Annotated in this window: 18 protein-coding genes and 1 other RNA gene; 11 read left to right on the top strand and 8 right to left on the bottom strand. The window is 51.7% G+C overall.

Translation table 11 applies throughout. The annotated features are described in order from the left end of the window. Positions 1–12: 12 nt before the first annotated feature. From FQ015_RS15405 to FQ015_RS15385, 5 genes are all read left to right on the top strand, one after another. Entirely contained in the window at positions 13–132 is a 120-nt protein-coding gene (locus FQ015_RS15405; protein ID WP_000763311.1) for a GpE family phage tail protein, read from the top strand. After that, positions 125–3,202 carry a phage tail tape measure protein gene (locus FQ015_RS15400; protein WP_089560396.1) on the top strand — a complete coding sequence of 1,026 codons (3,078 nt, stop codon included), beginning with the start codon at positions 125–127 and terminating at the stop codon, positions 3,200–3,202. Before FQ015_RS15405 ends, FQ015_RS15400 begins: the two co-directional genes overlap by 8 nt. Beyond that, complete coding sequence (locus FQ015_RS15395) at positions 3,199–3,684, top strand: phage tail protein (RefSeq protein WP_089560395.1); 486 nt, start codon at positions 3,199–3,201, stop codon at positions 3,682–3,684. Before FQ015_RS15400 ends, FQ015_RS15395 begins: the two co-directional genes overlap by 4 nt. Further along, positions 3,681–4,781, top strand: a complete 1,101-nt coding sequence (locus FQ015_RS15390; protein ID WP_089560394.1) for a phage late control D family protein — start codon at positions 3,681–3,683, stop codon at positions 4,779–4,781. Before FQ015_RS15395 ends, FQ015_RS15390 begins: the two co-directional genes overlap by 4 nt. A 68-nt stretch (positions 4,782–4,849) precedes the next feature. Beyond that, entirely contained in the window at positions 4,850–5,068 is a 219-nt protein-coding gene (locus FQ015_RS15385; protein ID WP_000980501.1) for an ogr/Delta-like zinc finger family protein, read from the top strand. 26 nt (positions 5,069–5,094) lie between these two features. Here the strand turns inward: FQ015_RS15385 and FQ015_RS15380 are convergent, their stop codons facing one another. From FQ015_RS15380 to smpB, 3 genes are all read right to left on the bottom strand, one after another. Then, a complete protein-coding gene (locus tag FQ015_RS15380) occupies positions 5,095–5,577 on the bottom strand; it encodes a hypothetical protein (protein ID WP_089560393.1) in 483 nt (160 codons plus the stop codon). A gap of 123 nt (positions 5,578–5,700) precedes the next feature. Beyond that, positions 5,701–6,063: a transfer-messenger RNA gene (ssrA, locus tag FQ015_RS15375) on the bottom strand. A 214-nt stretch (positions 6,064–6,277) separates the two neighbouring features. Further along, complete coding sequence (gene smpB / locus FQ015_RS15370) at positions 6,278–6,760, bottom strand: SsrA-binding protein SmpB (RefSeq protein WP_000162574.1); 483 nt, start codon at positions 6,758–6,760, stop codon at positions 6,278–6,280. Between the two features lie 170 nt (positions 6,761–6,930). Here smpB and ratA point away from each other — a divergent pair, with 170 nt between their 5' ends. Continuing rightward, positions 6,931–7,368 carry a type II toxin-antitoxin system toxin RatA gene (gene ratA / locus FQ015_RS15365; RefSeq protein ID WP_001300750.1) on the top strand — a complete coding sequence of 146 codons (438 nt, stop codon included), beginning with the start codon at positions 6,931–6,933 and terminating at the stop codon, positions 7,366–7,368. Then, positions 7,358–7,648 carry an RnfH family protein gene (locus FQ015_RS15360; RefSeq protein WP_001117842.1) on the top strand — a complete coding sequence of 97 codons (291 nt, stop codon included), beginning with the start codon at positions 7,358–7,360 and terminating at the stop codon, positions 7,646–7,648. Before ratA ends, FQ015_RS15360 begins: the two co-directional genes overlap by 11 nt. Positions 7,649–7,709: 61 nt before the next feature. Here FQ015_RS15360 and bamE read toward each other — a convergent pair whose 3' ends face one another. The 3 genes from bamE to nadK form a co-directional block, all read right to left on the bottom strand. Then, the gene (gene bamE, locus FQ015_RS15355; RefSeq protein ID WP_001203437.1) at positions 7,710–8,051 is read right to left on the bottom strand and encodes an outer membrane protein assembly factor BamE; all 342 of its coding nucleotides are present in this window, start codon (positions 8,049–8,051) and stop codon (positions 7,710–7,712) included. 148 nt (positions 8,052–8,199) lie between these two features. Next, positions 8,200–9,861, bottom strand: a complete 1,662-nt coding sequence (gene recN / locus FQ015_RS15350) for a DNA repair protein RecN (RefSeq protein WP_032184939.1) — start codon at positions 9,859–9,861, stop codon at positions 8,200–8,202. An 85-nt stretch (positions 9,862–9,946) separates the two neighbouring features. Continuing rightward, the gene (gene nadK, locus FQ015_RS15345) at positions 9,947–10,825 is read right to left on the bottom strand and encodes an NAD(+) kinase (protein ID WP_001059169.1); all 879 of its coding nucleotides are present in this window, start codon (positions 10,823–10,825) and stop codon (positions 9,947–9,949) included. Positions 10,826–10,948: 123 nt separating this feature from the next. On the opposite strand from nadK, the gene grpE reads away from it, so the two are divergent. Then, positions 10,949–11,542 carry a nucleotide exchange factor GrpE gene (grpE, locus tag FQ015_RS15340; protein WP_001296310.1) on the top strand — a complete coding sequence of 198 codons (594 nt, stop codon included), beginning with the start codon at positions 10,949–10,951 and terminating at the stop codon, positions 11,540–11,542. 54 nt (positions 11,543–11,596) lie between these two features. Here grpE and FQ015_RS15335 read toward each other — a convergent pair whose 3' ends face one another. Together FQ015_RS15335 and FQ015_RS15330 are read right to left on the bottom strand one after the other, a co-directional pair. Next, the gene (locus FQ015_RS15335) at positions 11,597–12,883 is read right to left on the bottom strand and encodes an HlyC/CorC family transporter (RefSeq protein WP_010723175.1); all 1,287 of its coding nucleotides are present in this window, start codon (positions 12,881–12,883) and stop codon (positions 11,597–11,599) included. Between the two features lie 20 nt (positions 12,884–12,903). Continuing rightward, entirely contained in the window at positions 12,904–13,695 is a 792-nt protein-coding gene (locus tag FQ015_RS15330) for a cytochrome C assembly family protein (protein ID WP_001338897.1), read from the bottom strand. A 166-nt stretch (positions 13,696–13,861) separates the two neighbouring features. Here FQ015_RS15330 and ffh point away from each other — a divergent pair, with 166 nt between their 5' ends. From ffh to rimM, 3 genes are all read left to right on the top strand, one after another. Then, positions 13,862–15,223 (top strand): signal recognition particle protein, encoded by a 1,362-nt coding sequence (gene ffh / locus FQ015_RS15325; RefSeq protein WP_000460035.1) that lies wholly within the window; start codon positions 13,862–13,864, stop codon positions 15,221–15,223. A gap of 136 nt (positions 15,224–15,359) precedes the next feature. Continuing rightward, positions 15,360–15,608 carry a 30S ribosomal protein S16 gene (gene rpsP / locus FQ015_RS15320; RefSeq protein ID WP_000256450.1) on the top strand — a complete coding sequence of 83 codons (249 nt, stop codon included), beginning with the start codon at positions 15,360–15,362 and terminating at the stop codon, positions 15,606–15,608. A gap of 18 nt (positions 15,609–15,626) precedes the next feature. Then, positions 15,627–16,175 (top strand): ribosome maturation factor RimM, encoded by a 549-nt coding sequence (gene rimM, locus FQ015_RS15315; protein ID WP_000043335.1) that lies wholly within the window; start codon positions 15,627–15,629, stop codon positions 16,173–16,175. The last annotated feature ends 21 nt before the right edge of the window (positions 16,176–16,196 follow it).

Below are 16,196 nucleotides of genomic sequence, written 5' to 3'. Positions count from 1 at the left end.
GTTGACGATCTGGTGGCAGATATCGCCACTATTTTTCACTGGCCGCCATCCGTTACTGACGTTATGCCGCTGACCGAAGTGCTGGAATGGCGGTATAAAGCGATTCAGAGAAGCGGGGCCAACGATGAGTGATAACAACCTGCGTCTGCAGGTCATTCTTAATGCGGTTGACAAGCTCACCCGCCCATTTCGATCTGCGCAGGCCAGTTCAAGAGAACTGGCTGCTGCTGTCAAAAAATCCCGCGATGCAATAAAGCAGCTTGATCAGGCCGGGAGCAGTCTGGACAGCTTCCGAAAGCTGCTGGCAGAAAATCAGAAATTAGGCGACAGGCTGAACTATGCCCGCCAGCGTGCAAATTTGCTCAGTCAGGAACTGGGAGCGATGGGGCCGCCTTCGCAACGTCAGGTTGTTGCTCTGGGCCGTCAACGGCTGGCTGTTCAGCGCCTGGAAGAACGCCAGAAAAAGCTGCAGCAGCAGACGGCGCTTGTGCGTGCTGAACTGTACCGGGCGGGAATTTCTGCGAAAGACGATGCGGGAGCAACTGCCCGTTTAGCCCGTGAAACATCACGTTATAACCAGGAACTTTCGAAACAGGAGGCGCGGCTGAAGCGACTGGGGGAAGCTCAGCGCAGGATGAATGCAGCGCGTGCCAGTTATGCCCGTTCGCTGGAGGTGCGTGATCGTATTGCAGGTGCCGGAGCCACCACCACGGCTGCAGGGCTGGCAATGGGTGCGCCAGTGATGGCGGCAGTAAAAAGCTATACCAGCATGGAAGATGCCATGAAAGGTGTGGCAAAGCAGGTCAATGGTCTGCGTGACGATAATGGCAACCGCACTGCACGTTTTTATGAAATGCAGGATGCCATCAAGGCTGCCAGCGAACAGTTGCCGATGGAAAACGGTGCGGTGGACTTCGCTGCACTGGTTGAAGGTGGTGCGCGCATGAACGTCGCAAACCCTGACGACAGCTGGGAAGATCAGAAACGTGACCTGCTGGCCTTCGCCAGTACGGCAGCAAAGGCGGCAACAGCCTTTGAGCTGCCAGCGGATGAACTGTCAGAAAGTCTGGGGAAAATCGCCCAGCTCTACAAAATCCCCACCCGCAATATTGAACAGCTCGGTGATGCGCTGAACTATCTGGATGATAACGCCATGTCGAAAGGGGCAGACATCATTGATGTGATGCAACGTCTGGGCGGTGTGGCTGACCGTCTGGATTATCGTAAAGCGGCGGCGCTGGGTTCCACCTTCCTGACACTGGGCGCTGCGCCAGAGGTTGCAGCCAGTGCAGCAAACGCGATGGTGCGTGAATTGTCCATTGCCACCATGCAAAGCAAGAGTTTCTTTGAAGGGATGAATCTGCTGAAACTCAATCCTGAAGTGATTGAAAAGCAGATGACGAAGGATGCGATGGGAACCATCCAGCGCGTGCTGGAGAAGGTAAACGCGCTGCCGCAGGACAAGCGCCTGTCTGCCATGACTATGTTGTTTGGTAAAGAGTTTGGCGATGACGCGGCGAAACTGGCAAACAACCTGCCGGAACTGCAGCGTCAGTTAAAACTGACAGCGGGCAATGATGCGCTTGGCTCCATGCAGAAAGAATCCGACATTAACAAGGATTCACTTTCTGCGCAGTGGTTGCTGGTCAAAACCGGAGCGCAGAACACCTTCAGCAGCTTGGGCGAAACGCTGCGCCAGCCGCTGATGGATATTCTGTACACGGTGAAAAGCGTCACGGGGGCGTTGCGTCGCTGGGTGGAAGCTAACCCGGAACTGACAGGCACACTGATGAAAGCATCGGCTGTTGTGGCTGCGGTTACCGTCGGCCTCGGCACCTTAGCGGTGGCGCTGGCTGCAGTGCTGGGGCCGCTGGCAGTGATCCGTCTGGGATTCTCTGTGTTGGGTATCAAAACGTTATCTTCCGTTACGGCAGCAGTAACTCGAACCAGCAGCGCGTTGTCCTGGCTGGCTGGCGCACCACTGGCACTGCTGCGACGCGGGCTTGCTTCATCGGGCAACGCAGCGGGTTTACTTACTGCGCCGTTGTCGTCTTTGCGCCGCACGGCATCACTGACGGGGAATGTCCTGAAAACTGTAGCAGGTGTGCCGGTTGCACTGTTGCGGTCTGGATTATCCGGTTTACGTGCTGTTGCTGTGATGTTTATGAATCCACTGGCAGCACTACGCGGTGGACTGGCTGCCGCAGGCGCGGTGCTGCGAGTACTGGCATCCGGTCCGCTGGCGATGCTGCGCGTTGCCCTGTATGCCATATCTGGTCTGTTAGGTGCTCTGCTCAGTCCGATAGGTCTTGTGGTTACTGCACTGGCGGGTGTGGCGCTGGTTGTCTGGAAATACTGGCAACCCATCACCGCATTTCTCGGTGGCGTGGTGGAAGGATTCAAAGCGTCGGCAGGTCCCATCAGTGCTGCATTCGAACCACTTAAGCCTGTGTTTCAGTGGATTGGCGACAAAGTGCAGGCGTTGTGGGGTTGGTTTACTGATCTGCTGACGCCTGTTAAGTCGACCTCTGCCGAACTGCAGAGCGCAGCGGCAATGGGGCGACGATTCGGGGAGGCTCTGGCGGAGGGGCTGAATATGGTCATGCATCCGCTGGACTCCCTGAAATCCGGTGTTTCCTGGTTGCTGGATAAACTCGGCATTGTCAGTAAAGAAGCTGCAAAGGCGAAACTGCCGGAAAGCGTGACGCGTCAGCAACCTGCGACGGTGAATGCAGACGGTAAAGTGATGATGCCATCGGGTGGTTTTCCATCATGGGGATATGGCTTTGCGGGGATGTATGACAGCGGCGGCTATATCCCGCGCGGGCAGTTTGGCATCGTCGGTGAAAACGGGCCGGAAATTGTTAACGGCCCGGCAAATGTGACCAGCCGGAGAAATACAGCTGCACTGGCTGCCGTTGTTGCCGGAATGATGGGCGTTGCTGCCGCGCCTGCAGAGCTTCCACCGTTGCATCCTTTGGCACTTCCCGCGAAAGGCGGCGAAGCGATGGTGAGTCGTGCAGCCACTGTGCCGCCCGTTCACCGGATTGAGGCACCGACGCAGATCATCATTCAGACGCAGCCAGGACAAAGTGCGCAGGATATTGCGCGGGAGGTGGCACGCCAGCTTGATGAACGTGAACGCAGGCTGAAGGCAAAAGCCAGGAGTAACTACAGCGATCAGGGGGGATACGACGCATGATGATGGTGCTGGGATTGTACGTGTTTATGCTGCGCACCGTTCCGTATCAGGAACTGCAGTATCAACGCAGCTGGCGACATGCGGCAAACAGCCGGGTAAACCGTCGTCCATCCACGCAGTTTCTGGGACCGGACAACGACATGCTGACGCTTTCTGGTGTTCTTATGCCGGAGATAACGGGCGGCAGGCTGTCGTTGCTGGCTCTGGAGCAGATGGCAGAACAGGGAAAAGCATGGCCCCTGATTGAAGGCAGCGGCACGATTTACGGCATGTATGTGATTGAGGGACTGAATCTGACTAAAACGGAGTTTTTCCGCGACGGTATGCCGCGCCGGATTGAGTTCACCCTGTCGCTCAAACGGGTGGATGAATCCCTGTCCGATATGTTCGGTGATCTCAGTGCGCAGCTGAATAATCTGCAGGATACGGCAACGTCTGCCTTAAGCGATATCAGTAAAACGGTGGGAGGGCTGCTGTCGTGAATTTCAGCTCTGAACTGCTTAACAAAGGCAACAAAACTCCCGCATTCAGCATCAGTATTGAGGGGAAGGATATCACCACTGTGCTGGACAAACGCCTGATGGGGCTTACGCTGACGGATAACCGGGGCTTTGAAGCGGACCAGCTTGATCTGGAGCTGGACGACGCCGACGGAAAAATCGTGCTGCCGCGCCGTGGTGCGGTCATTACGCTGGCGCTGGGCTGGAAGGGGCAGCCGCTTTTCCCAAAAGGGGCATTCACGGTGGACGAGATTGAACACACTGGCGCACCGGACCGCCTGACTATCCGGGCGCGAAGTGCTGATTTTCGGGAAACGCTGAATACCCGCCGTGAAAAATCGTGGCATAACACCACCATCGGGGAAGTGGTGAAGGAAATAGCCGCGCGGCACAAGCTGAAGATGGCACTGGGTAAAGACCTGTCGGATAAGCCCGTGGAGCATATAGACCAGACTAATGAGAGTGACGGCAGTTTTTTGATGCGGCTGGCGCGCCAGTACGGTGCCATTGCATCGGTGAAAAATGGCAATCTGTTATTCATCCGGCAGGGACAGGGCAAAAGCGCCAGCGGTAAACCACTGCCGGTGATTACTATCACACGTAAGGACGGCGACAGTCACCGCTTTACCCTGGCAGATCGCGGAGCTTACACGGGGGTAATTGCCAGCTGGTTGCATACCCGCGAACCCGCGAAGAAAGAAAGCACTACGGTGAAGCGTAAGCGCAGGACTAAGAAGCAGAAGAAAGAGCCGGAAGCGAAGCAGGGCGATTACCTGGTGGGGACGGATGAAAACGTGCTGTTACTTAATCGCACTTATGCCAACCGGAGCAACGCTGAACGGGCAGCGAAAATGCAGTGGGAACGCCTGCAACGTGGCGTTGCGTCATTCTCGCTACAACTGGCGGAAGGGCGGGCAGATCTCTACACGGAAATGCCTGTGAAGGTCAGTGGTTTTAAACAGCCGATAGATGATGCGGAATGGACCATTACGACTCTGACACATACCGTCAGCCCGGATAACGGTTTTACAACCAGTATTGAACTCGAAGTGAAGATTGATGATCTTGAAATGAAATAAAGTGTTCTCAATATTGATATTTTGTGTATCATTACAATGATTCTGATAGCAAAGGTAGGGATCTGGATATGATGAATTGTCCAAAGTGTGGTCATGCGGCACACACAAGGAGCAGTTTTCAAGTAACTGAAAGCACCAAAGAGCGTTACTGCCAGTGCCAAAATATTAACTGCGGGAGCACTTTTGTTACCCATGAAACAGTGGTCCGGTTTATTGTGACACCCGCACTGATTGCTACTGCTCCTCCACATCCATTGCCAGGTGGTCAGGGGCATATGAATTTTTGAGAAAGAGAACCTGCTACGGCAGGTTTTTATTCATCTGGGATCTCACCCGTTTCAAGAAAATGTATAAAGCCAGTCTCATCTATGATGATTGTGCCTTTCATCCTGGCTGCCGATACTTTTGATGGGCCTGCATTGTAACCGCAACAGAGCATCTGAAGGCTTTGGGTTACAGAGGTTCTTACCGTTAATCCTTGTTCATTCGCCTTATCAACCAATCTTTCTTTATCTGCTTTCTTAAATCCGGTGAAACACACATCGAATGTATTTTTTTTCGGACCAGACTGCTTGGTGAGATGTGAGTAGTTTTCGGGGAGGAATGACGCGCATTCCTGAATGGCTTGTTCTGGAGAATCGTACTGTTTAAGAATGCGGTCTTTTCGGAAGGTTTTTATTCGATCGGTGTTCTTACAAATGCCCTGTATATGATTTTCGCTATAACTGATGCTCTGTATAGAGTGAACACCGATACGACCATTTGCATTGATGTAAACAAAGTGAAGTTCTTCCATGTGAAACCTCTTTGCATGATTTCAAGATGGCGACAGGCAAGATGGACGCAAAAGTCTGTCGCCATTTTGCCGCCACTACCAAAGAAAAAGGGGCTACGCTTTCACGTAACCCCTTGATTTATTTGGTGGAGCTGGCGGGAGTTGAACCCGCGTCCGAAATTCCTACATCCTCGGTACTACATGCTTAGTCAGTCTTTACATTCGCTTGCCAGCTGCGGACGGACACGCCACTAACAAACTAGCCTGATTAAGTTTTAACGCTTCAACCCCAGGCAGGGCTTCCACGCGATCTCTTTTGGGTTTGACCTCTCTTGATCCCCGTCCTAAGAGCGGAGGCTAGGGAGAGAGGGCTCTAAGCAGGTTATTAAGCTGCTAAAGCGTAATTTTCGTCGTTTGCGACTATTTTTTGCGGCTTTTTACGAGGCCAACCGCCCCTCGGCATGCACCTTGGGTTTCGCAAATCCCGTCGAATCCAGAATCAGCCCCAATGTGTAACGGCAAGTATACCAGATTTATGAGCGCCATGACCAGCCTCAATGGCGTTATCGTTAAAGATTTAGCACCCATGTAGCCTGATTTTTATTCGATTAAGCAATGGGATGGCAACATTTGGGTCGGATGTGATAGCCAATAAGATGTTCATTCGCGCCGCCGGAGAGGGTGGCGCGGTGAGGAACTGGTCAATAATTGGAGTGCAGATTTAACGGTGGGCGTTTTTCATGATACGCGCTTTATCCACCTGCCATTCGCGTTCTTTGATGTCTGAACGTTTATCGTGCTGTTTCTTACCTTTAGCGACGCCGATTTTCACTTTGCACCAGGCATTTTTCCAGTACAGGGAGAGCGCCACTACGGTATAGCCTTCTCGATTGACGCGACCGTACAATGAGTCCAGTTCGCGCTGGTTGAGAAGTAACTTGCGGGTACGGGTAGGATCGCACACCACATGCGTGGATGCCACTGCCATTGGCGTGATGTTAGCGCCAAACAGAAATGCTTCTCCATCACGTAGAAGGACGTAGCTGTCGCTGATATTGGCTTTTCCTGCGCGCAGGGATTTAACCTCCCAGCCTTGCAGGGCAAGTCCCGCTTCGAACTCTTCTTCGATAAAGTATTCGTGACGGGCGCGCTTGTTAAGCGCGATGGTCGCTGAACCAGGTTTATGTGCTTTTTTCTTCGTCATAAGCGTCGTGAATCATCGGTAATCTGAAATCGAAAACACCCCATATCAATCCTGCGGGGGACAAGGCTCTATCTTAGCATGAACCCGATGTTACCCAGCGCCGGGATAGCGTTTTTTTTACAGCAGGATAAATGATATTATTTGTTGGATTTTTGTTGATGGAAATTGTTATGCCTCAGATTAGCCGGACCGCACTGGTACCCTACAGCGCGGAGCAAATGTATCAGTTAGTGAATGACGTTCAGTCTTATCCTCAGTTTTTGCCGGGTTGTACCGGAAGTCGGATTCTGGAGTCCACTCCTGGGCAGATGACCGCGGCGGTAGATGTCTCTAAGGCTGGGATCAGCAAAACGTTTACTACCCGCAACCAGTTGACCAGTAACCAAAGTATTCTTATGAATTTGGTGGATGGGCCGTTCAAGAAATTGATCGGTGGATGGAAGTTTACGCCGCTGAGCCAGGAGGCGTGTCGTATCGAGTTTCATCTCGACTTTGAGTTTACCAATAAGTTGATTGAACTCGCCTTTGGCCGCGTGTTTAAAGAGCTGGCGGCTAATATGGTCCAGGCTTTTACGGTTCGTGCGAAAGAGGTTTACAGTGCCAGGTAAAATTGCCGTTGAGGTGGCTTATGCTCTACCTGAGAAGCAGTACCTGCAGCGCGTGACGCTGCAGGAGGGCGCGACGGTTGAAGAAGCTATTCGCACCAGTGGCTTGCTGGAATTGCGTACCGATATCGATTTAACTAAAAACAAAGTCGGCATTTACAGCCGTCCGGCAAAACTGAGCGATACCGTGCATGATGGCGATCGGGTGGAGATTTATCGTCCTCTCATTGCCGATCCGAAAGAGCTTCGCAGGCAACGAGCAGAAAAATCAGCGAATAAATAACAGACAGAAAAAAGGTGCTCATTGAGCACCTTTTTTAACGTCTTTGAGAGCAACTTTATTATTAGTTACCACTCAGCGCAGGTTTGTTATCAATGTTGGTCAACACCCCGCTACTGTTAAAGGTCAGCGTCAGCGTTTGCTGCGTTACACCTTCATGACCTGGTTGCTGGCGGAAGACATAGAACCAGGTATTCGTACCAAATGGATCGGACATCAGCGGTGTACCCAATGCGTACGCAACTTGTTGTTGCGTCATGCCAACACGTATTTTGGATACGTCGTTAGCGGTCAGATAGTTCCCCTGGTTGATGTCAGGACGGTAAACCACTCGCTCCAGAGTGGAACAGCCTGCGGTCAACATCAATAGTACTGCTGCTGCAGCAGTCAGCGTTTTACAGCGCATAGTGATTTGATTCCTTTTCGGGCCCGAGCAGTACGTGGCTCATCTGTAATATGCCGATGATAATAGACCTTTCATCACTTTAAAACCTTTTGCTTTCCGGTCTTACGGCGTTTTGCTGTTTACTCTGACCGTGAAGCAGGAAAAAAGTTTACGCCGCAAGCAGTTCTTTCGCATTCGCCAGTGTGTTACGTGTGACTTCACTGCCACCAAGCAGGCGCGCCAGCTCTTGTAACCGCGCTTTTTTGTCCAGCGACTCCATATGCGTTTCTGTCATCGCACCATCGGTTTCTTTGCTGACAAAATAGTGTTGATGACCACATCCCGCGACTTGTGGCAGGTGGGTAACACACATCACCTGAGTTGATTCGCCGAGTTGACGCAGCAGTTTGCCGACAACTGCCGCTGTTGGACCGCTAATCCCTACATCCACTTCATCAAAAATCAGTGCCGGGGTTTCCATTTTACGCGCTGTGATGACCTGAATTGCCAATGCGATGCGGGACAATTCACCACCAGATGCGACTTTGGCAATAGGCTGCATTGGCTGACCTGGGTTGGTGGTTACCCGAAACTCAATACGATCAGCGCCGTCAGCGCCCAGGTGATGCTCGTCAAATTTAACATCAATCGTAAACTGCCCATGCGGCATAGAGAGTGCATGCATACTGTCGGTGATCAGCTGTGCCAACTCATTTGCATAATGCTGGCGTTGCTGGTGTAACGCGCGCGCCGTTTCCAGTGCCTGCTGATGATGTTTCGTTACCGCCAGCGCGAGCGTTTCTTGTGAGTCGGCCTGATCGTCCAGTTGCTGCTGCTCTTCCAGTAGTGATTGATAATACTGTGGCAATGCTTCCGGGCTGACGTGATGTTTACGTGCCAGCGAAATCTGTTTTGAGATGCGCTGTTCAAGTTCAAACAGTCGGTTGGGATCAAGATCCAGACGATCGCAGTAGTGGCGCAGTTCGTCGCTGGCTTCAGCAATCTGGATGGTAGCCTCTTCCAGCATATCAAGTACGCCGGACAGTTTGCTGTCCATGCCAATCAATTCGCTCACCAGTTGTTTAGCCGTGTAAAGCTGGCTTTGCAGGTTTGCGTCTTCGCCGTCGGCCATTAATGCCAATGCATTCTGGCTGGTGGTCAGCAATTGACCGCTGTTCGCCAGACGTTTGTACTCTTCGTCGATTTGCTCAAACTCTCCGGGCTGCGGATTAAATTCGTTCAGTTCTTTTAATTGGTATTGCAGCAGCTCCGCACGAGCGGCGCGTTCCTGACTTAACTGTTGATGATGCGCGAGGTCGCGGCAGCTTTGATGCCACAACTGATAACGTGCGGTCATTTCCTGAAGCAGAGAGGTTTCATTAGCATAGCCATCAAGCAGGAATTTTTGGTGCTCGGGTTTGGTGAGTAATTGATGGGCGTGCTGACCATGGATCTGAATGAGCAACTGGCCCAGTTCGCGCAGTTGTGACAGTGGAACAGCTGTACCGTTGATAAAACCACGAGAGCGACCATCGCTACTGATTACGCGACGAAGCAGGCATTCACGGCCATCTTCCAGTTGGTTTTCTTCCAGCCAGCGCAGTGCTGCGGGTGTATCTTTCAGAGAAAAACGGGCGCACAGATCTGCGCGAGCAGCTCCGGTACGCACCATGTCGGCTTCAGCGCGACCGCCGAGACAAAGGCCCAGGGCATCTATTGCAATAGATTTACCCGCGCCGGTCTCGCCGGTGATTACGGTCATGCCGCTGTGAAAATCAATCTCAAGCTCACGAACGATAGCAAAGTTGCTGATGGTCAGTTGTGCCAACATAGTTGTTTTCCTGTATGAAAAACCATTACTGTTATTGTGTACAGTATAAACTGGTTTTATATACAGTAAAGAGGCTGGCGTAAAATTAGAATAATTTTTTTGACCAGCCGAGCTTGGTGCTTAATGTATTGAAATAGCTGTAATCTTTCGGATGAATCAGATTCAGATGGTAATCACAGCGACGAATCAGGACATCTTCTCCTTCCTGAATCGGTAGTGCTATCTGGCTGTCGCAACTGATTTCCAGGTCGTTACGGCGATGTGAAAAACGCAGACGGATCGTGCTGCTGCTGTTTATGACCAGTGGTCGTGCTGACAACGTATGCGGGAACATGGGCACCAGGGTAATTGCATCCAGAGAAGGCGTCAGGATTGGACCGCCTGCCGAGAGAGAATAGGCAGTAGAGCCTGTTGGTGTCGAAATAATCAGGCCATCGGAACGCTGCGAAAACGCAAAGATCTCGTCGATATATACTTCGAATTCAATCATATGCGCCACTTTTCCTGGGTGAAGCACCACTTCATTTATCGCGGTGCTGATGCGCTTTTGGCAATCTTGCTGACAGACTTGCGCTTCCAGCAAAAAACGTTTCTCGCTGATGTAGTGACCTTCCAGCACATCGGCTAATTGTTGCTGAGCGTTATCGGGGTCAAGGTCGGTCAGGAAACCCAGGTTGCCACGGTTGATTCCAATAACTTTAATATCGTAACGGGCGAGTGTGCGCGCCGCGCCCAGCATATTACCGTCGCCACCAACGACTACCGCGAGATCAGCCAGTTGCCCAATCTCCGCGAGCGTGCCAGTTTTCACATTCTTCAGTTGCAGTTCGTGAGCGATTTGTTGCTCGACGATGACCTCGTAACCTTTTGTGCACAGCCAACGGTAGAGCATTTCATGTGTTGTCAGTGCAGTAGGGTGCCGTGGGTGTCCCACAATGCCAATACACTTGAAATGATTATTCATTTTTCCGAGGTCCTTGTTGCGAAGATTGATGACAATGTGAGTGCTTCCCTTGAAACCCTGAAACTGATCCCCATAATAAGCGAAGTTAGCGAGATGAATGCGAAAAAAAACGCGGAGAAATTCATGAGTAGTAAAGAACAGAAAACGCCTGAGGGGCAAGCCCCGGAAGAAATTATCATGGATCAGCACGAAGAGATTGAGGCAGTTGAGCCAGAAGCTTCTGCTGAGCAGGTGGATCCGCGCGATGAAAAAATTGCGAATCTCGAAGCTCAGCTGGCTGAAGCCCAGACCCGTGAACGTGACGGCATTTTGCGCGTAAAAGCCGAAATGGAAAACCTGCGTCGCCGTACTGAACTGGATATCGAAAAAGCACATAAATTCGCGCTGGAGAAATTCATCAACGAATTGCTGCCGGTGATTGATAGCCTGGATCGTGCGCTGGAAGTGGCTGATAAAGCTAACCCGGATATGTCCGCGATGGTTGAAGGTATTGAGCTGACGCTGAAGTCGATGCTGGATGTTGTGCGTAAGTTTGGCGTTGAAGTGATCGCCGAAACTAACGTGCCGCTGGACCCGAATGTGCATCAGGCCATCGCAATGGTGGAATCTGATGACGTTGCGCCAGGTAACGTACTGGGCATTATGCAGAAGGGTTATACGCTGAACGGTCGTACGATTCGTGCGGCGATGGTTACTGTAGCGAAGGCAAAAGCTTAATTTCTGTTTTCGTCATAAGTCACGGCCCTGCATGCGAATGCCGGGCCGTTTTCGTTACTCCGCCACACTCTCACGCAGCGGTTTCACAGGAAAAACTTTTACCTGCTTAATCATATTGTCCTGTACGTCGAGAATATCGATATCGTACTCGCCAATACGCACGCGGGTGCCTGCTACCGGGATCTCCTCCAGCGCTTCCAGAATGACGCCGTTAACAGTACGAGCATCATCTTCCGGTAGATGCCAGTTAAAGGCTTTGTTGATTTCCCGCACGTTGGCAGTGCCATCGATAATCACCGAACCGTCGTTTTGCGGCGTGACCTCTTCGGCGAGCGTTGGCGACATCGACGTGGTGAAATCACCAACAATCTCTTCGAGAATATCTTCGACCGTCACCAGACCCTGAATATCTCCATACTCGTTGACGACCAGGCCGACTTTCTTTTTGTTGCGCTGAAACTTCACCAGCTGCGTGCTGAGCGGCGTACCTTCCGGGACAAAATAGATTTCGTCCGCGGCGCGTAGCATGGTTTCTTTGGTGAACTCTTTTTTCTCCGACATCAACCGCCAGGCTTCACGCACTCGCAGCATACTGATGGCGTCGTCAAGCGAGTCACGGTAGAGCACGATGCGTCCGTGAGGTGAGTGGGAGAGTTGGCGGAGAATCGATTTCCAGTCATCGTTGATATCAATACCGATAATTTCACTGCGCGGCACCATGATGTCATCGACAGTCATTTTTTCCAGATCGAGTACCGACAACAGCATATCCTGATTGCGACGGGAAATTTGTGACCTCGATTCGTGCACAATGGTGCGTAATTCTTCTTTGCTTAAAGAGCCACTGACCACAATATCGGTTTTGATGCCCATCATGCGCATTAACATGCGGGTAATAGCGTTCAGCAACCAGACCAGCGGCATCATCAAAATTTGCAGCGGTGCCAGCAGAAAACTACTTGGATAGGCGACTTTTTCCGGGTACAGCGCGGCAATGGTTTTCGGCAATACTTCAGCAAAAACCAGTACGACAAAAGTAAGCACACCAGTCGCAATTGCCACGCCCGCATCCCCGTACAAACGCATCCCCACAATAGTGCCGAGCGCGGAGGCAAGAATATTGACCAGGTTATTGCCGATTAACACCAGGCTTATCAGGCGGTCTGGCTTACGCAGCAATTTTTCGACACGTTTGGCCGAGCGATTACCCTGTTTCGCCATATGCCGCAGACGATAGCGGTTGAGGGTCATCATTCCGGTTTCGGACCCGGAAAAATAGGCTGAAATGACCACCATGATGATCAGAATAATGATCAACGTGGTAGTAGATATGTGTTCCAGGGGAAACTCCTTTTCTGGGGTTAGCTGATTAACTGCTGGACAATTCGGCTACCGAAGTAGGCCAGTGTCAGAATGACCGCACCCGCAACGTTAAACCAGACGACGCGGCGTCCACGCCATCCTTCATGATAATGTCCCCACAGCAGCACAATATAGACAAACCACGCCACGATAGAGAGCACGGCCTTGTCGATATTTTCCATGCTAAATAAGTTGTGCATGTAGAACAGGCCAGTGCAAAGAGTGAGCGTTAACAGCACCACGCCAATCTGCGTGATGTGGAACATTTTACGCTCGATACTCATCAACGGCGGCATTTCCTGGTTAAACGCCAGCTTCTTGTTCTTCAGTTGGTAATCAATCCACGCCAGTTGTAATGCATACAGAGCGGCGATAATCAGCGTGGCATAGGAAAAGAGCGATAAGCCAATGTGCACCAGCATCCCAGGCGTTGCTTCCAGATGGGTGATGTATTCATTGGGCATAAAGGTTGCCAGCGCCAGGTTGATAAGCGCAAAGGCATAGACAATGGGTAGCAGCAACCAGCCACGATTGCGGGAAGCCACGATGGTCATTACCGTACAGATCATCAAACTGACCAGCGAACCAACGTTCAGCAGGCTGAGGTTTTGTCCGCTATCACCGTCGGGCAAGATGCGGGCTTCCAGAGCGATTGCGTGGCAGACCAGCGCGATGACCGCAGAAATAATAGCCATGCGCCGCCAGCCGCCGTTTTTTTGCAGCAGACCGGGAACAATCAGCGCAAGACTGACGGAGTAGGCGACAAGCGCGAGCAGAGCAAAAACGGGCATAGTAATGTCGACAGTTTGAGCAATAAGAAAGAGAAGCAGTATAGCGTCAGGTGAACGCTGCTCCAACCGTTGCATAACAACAAAGACGCCTTCATGTTATACTGCGGCAAAATACTGATGATGTGTCGCGATTGCGGCCAACCGTTTCCACCCCAGGCGAGAGACAATGTTTGATAATTTAACCGATCGTTTGTCGCGCACGCTGCGCAATATCAGTGGCCGTGGACGCCTCACTGAAGACAACGTAAAAGATACGCTGCGCGAAGTGCGCATGGCGCTGCTGGAGGCGGACGTCGCCCTGCCGGTAGTGCGTGAGTTTATCAATCGCGTAAAAGAGAAAGCGGTTGGTCATGAAGTTAATAAGAGCCTGACGCCGGGGCAGGAGTTCGTCAAAATCGTCCGTAACGAACTGGTTGCGGCGATGGGCGAAGAGAACCAGACCCTGAACCTGGCTGCGCAACCGCCTGCGGTGGTGCTGATGGCGGGCCTGCAAGGTGCCGGTAAAACAACCAGCGTGGGTAAACTCGGTAAGTTCCTGCGCGAGAAGCACAAGAAGAAAGTGCTGGTGGTTTCTGCCGACGTTTATCGTCCGGCGGCAATCAAACAGCTTGAGACGCTGGCAGAGCAGGTGGGCGTTGATTTCTTCCCTTCTGATGTTGGTCAGAAGCCGGTAGATATCGTTAACGCGGCGCTGAAAGAAGCCAAACTGAAATTCTACGACGTGTTGCTGGTGGATACCGCCGGTCGTCTGCATGTTGACGAAGCGATGATGGACGAGATCAAACAAGTCCATGCGTCGATTAATCCGGTTGAAACCCTGTTTGTGGTTGATGCCATGACTGGTCAGGATGCGGCCAATACGGCAAAAGCATTCAATGAAGCGCTACCGCTGACCGGTGTGGTACTGACTAAAGTCGACGGCGATGCTCGTGGCGGTGCGGCGCTCTCTATTCGCCACATTACGGGCAAACCGATCAAGTTCCTCGGTGTTGGCGAGAAAACCGAGGCGCTGGAGCCGTTCCATCCGGACCGCATCGCTTCCCGTATTCTCGGCATGGGCGACGTACTGTCGCTGATCGAAGATATCGAAAGCAAAGTTGACCGCGCGCAGGCAGAGAAATTAGCCAGCAAGCTGAAAAAAGGCGACGGCTTCGATCTCAACGACTTCCTTGAGCAACTGCGCCAGATGAAAAATATGGGCGGCATGGCCAGCCTGATGGGCAAACTGCCGGGCATGGGGCAGATCCCGGATAACGTCAAGTCGCAGATGGACGATAAAGTGCTGGTGCGTATGGAAGCCATCATCAACTCGATGACGATGAAAGAGCGCGCTAAGCCAGAAATCATCAAAGGTTCGCGTAAACGTCGTATCGCTGCCGGTTGCGGTATGCAGGTGCAGGATGTTAACCGCCTTCTGAAGCAGTTCGACGACATGCAGCGCATGATGAAGAAAATGAAGAAGGGCGGAATGGCGAAGATGATGAGAAGTATGAAGGGGATGATGCCGCCGGGATTTCCTGGTCGCTAAATGACCTTATTCGACAGAGTTATTAACTGCTGATTGCATTTTCTCCAGAAATCAGTAAAATTTTCGGGCTTTTAATATGACACCGGACTCCGTTCCTCGATGGGGTCCGGTTGTTTTATTCACACAAGAGGATGTTATGGTAACTATTCGTTTAGCACGTCACGGCGCTAAAAAGCGTCCGTTCTACCAGGTTGTTGTCGCTGACAGCCGTAATGCACGCAACGGTCGCTTCATTGAGCGCGTTGGTTTCTTCAACCCAATCGCTAGCGAAAAAGAAGAAGGCACTCGCCTGGATCTGGATCGCATCGCTCACTGGGTTGGCCAGGGCGCAACTATTTCTGATCGCGTTGCTGCGCTGATCAAAGAAGTAAACAAAGCAGCTTAATCTGTCACGGTGGTCATGATGAGCAAACAACTCACCGCGCAAGCACCTGTTGATCCCATCGTTTTGGGAAAAATGGGTTCGTCTTACGGTATTCGTGGGTGGCTCAGAGTGTTTTCTTCCACCGAAGACGCCGAAAGCATTTTTGACTATCAGCCCTGGTTTATCCAGAAGGCGGGTCAGTGGCAGCAAGTCCAGCTGGAAAGCTGGAAGCACCACAATCAGGACATGATCATCAAGCTGAAAGGCGTTGACGATCGTGATGCGGCGAACCTGCTGACGAATTGTGAAATTGTCGTGGATTCATCGCAGCTGCCTCAGCTTGAAGAGGGTGACTACTACTGGAAAGACCTGATGGGCTGCCAGGTAGTAACCACTGAAGGCTACGATCTCGGTAAAGTCGTCGATATGATGGAAACCGGATCTAATGACGTTCTCGTCATTAAGGCAAACCTGAAAGATGCGTTTGGTATCAAGGAACGTCTCGTACCGTTCCTCGATGGGCAGGTTATCAAGAAAGTCGATCTCACTACTCGTTCAATCGAAGTAGATTGGGATCCTGGTTTTTAAACCACCGGATAAACGGTAAAA

Source organism: Escherichia sp. HH26CH (assembly GCF_009820205.1).
GTDB lineage: Bacteria > Pseudomonadota > Gammaproteobacteria > Enterobacterales > Enterobacteriaceae > Escherichia > Escherichia coli_F.
The sequence above is the reverse complement of the archived record's forward strand: the minus strand, read 5'-3'. Positions and strand labels throughout refer to the sequence as shown.

Coding starts and splice junctions, on each gene's coding strand:
- FQ015_RS15380 (WP_089560393.1), bottom strand. CDS start 5,577: ATGGAAGAACTTCACTTTGTTTACATCAATGCAAATGGTCGTATCGGT.
- grpE (WP_001296310.1), top strand. CDS start 10,949: ATGAGTAGTAAAGAACAGAAAACGCCTGAGGGGCAAGCCCCGGAAGAA.
- nadK (WP_001059169.1), bottom strand. CDS start 10,825: ATGAATAATCATTTCAAGTGTATTGGCATTGTGGGACACCCACGGCAC.
- FQ015_RS15330 (WP_001338897.1), bottom strand. CDS start 13,695: ATGCCCGTTTTTGCTCTGCTCGCGCTTGTCGCCTACTCCGTCAGTCTT.
- ratA (WP_001300750.1), top strand. CDS start 6,931: ATGCCTCAGATTAGCCGGACCGCACTGGTACCCTACAGCGCGGAGCAA.
- FQ015_RS15400 (WP_089560396.1), top strand. CDS start 125: ATGAGTGATAACAACCTGCGTCTGCAGGTCATTCTTAATGCGGTTGAC.
- recN (WP_032184939.1), bottom strand. CDS start 9,861: ATGTTGGCACAACTGACCATCAGCAACTTTGCTATCGTTCGTGAGCTT.
- FQ015_RS15385 (WP_000980501.1), top strand. CDS start 4,850: ATGATGAATTGTCCAAAGTGTGGTCATGCGGCACACACAAGGAGCAGT.
- ffh (WP_000460035.1), top strand. CDS start 13,862: ATGTTTGATAATTTAACCGATCGTTTGTCGCGCACGCTGCGCAATATC.
- smpB (WP_000162574.1), bottom strand. CDS start 6,760: ATGACGAAGAAAAAAGCACATAAACCTGGTTCAGCGACCATCGCGCTT.
- bamE (WP_001203437.1), bottom strand. CDS start 8,051: ATGCGCTGTAAAACGCTGACTGCTGCAGCAGCAGTACTATTGATGTTG.
- FQ015_RS15395 (WP_089560395.1), top strand. CDS start 3,199: ATGATGATGGTGCTGGGATTGTACGTGTTTATGCTGCGCACCGTTCCG.
- rpsP (WP_000256450.1), top strand. CDS start 15,360: ATGGTAACTATTCGTTTAGCACGTCACGGCGCTAAAAAGCGTCCGTTC.
- rimM (WP_000043335.1), top strand. CDS start 15,627: ATGAGCAAACAACTCACCGCGCAAGCACCTGTTGATCCCATCGTTTTG.